This is a genomic window from Desertibacillus haloalkaliphilus, assembly GCF_019039105.1.
GTDB lineage: Bacteria > Bacillota > Bacilli > Bacillales > KJ1-10-99 > Desertibacillus > Desertibacillus haloalkaliphilus.
Window position 1 is genome coordinate 1 of sequence record NZ_JAHPIV010000535.1, and the last position, 341, is coordinate 341.

Sequence of the window (341 nt, forward strand, 5' to 3'; positions counted from 1 at the left end):
CTCTTCTTCTCTTCCTTTTTCTTCTTTTTTTCCTTTTCCCTCTCCTCCTTCCTCTCCTTTTTTCCCCCCCCCTCCTTTCCTCCTTTCTTTTCCCCTCTCCCCTTTTCTTCCTCCCTCCTCTTCCCTCCTTTCTTTTCTTCTTCTTTTTTTCTTCTTTCCCTCCTTTCTTCTCCCTTTTTTTTCTCTTCCCCTCTTTCTCTTCTCCCCCTCTCCTCTCCCCCTCTCCCTCTCTCCCTCTCTTATTCCTTCTTCTTCTTTCCCACCCCCACACCCCCCTCTTCACTATCCCTCCTCCTTTTCCCTTCTCTTCCCTCTCTCTTTACCCCCTCTCCTCTCTTTTT

1 protein-coding gene is annotated in these 341 nt (G+C 48.4%); it reads right to left on the minus strand.

Annotation, left to right across the window (positions count from 1 at the left end; genetic code table 11):
* The coding region (locus tag KH400_RS30380; protein WP_217228648.1) for a hypothetical protein at positions 1–283 on the minus strand (283 nt) is incomplete at its 3' end.
* Positions 284–341: the final 58 nt, after the last annotated feature.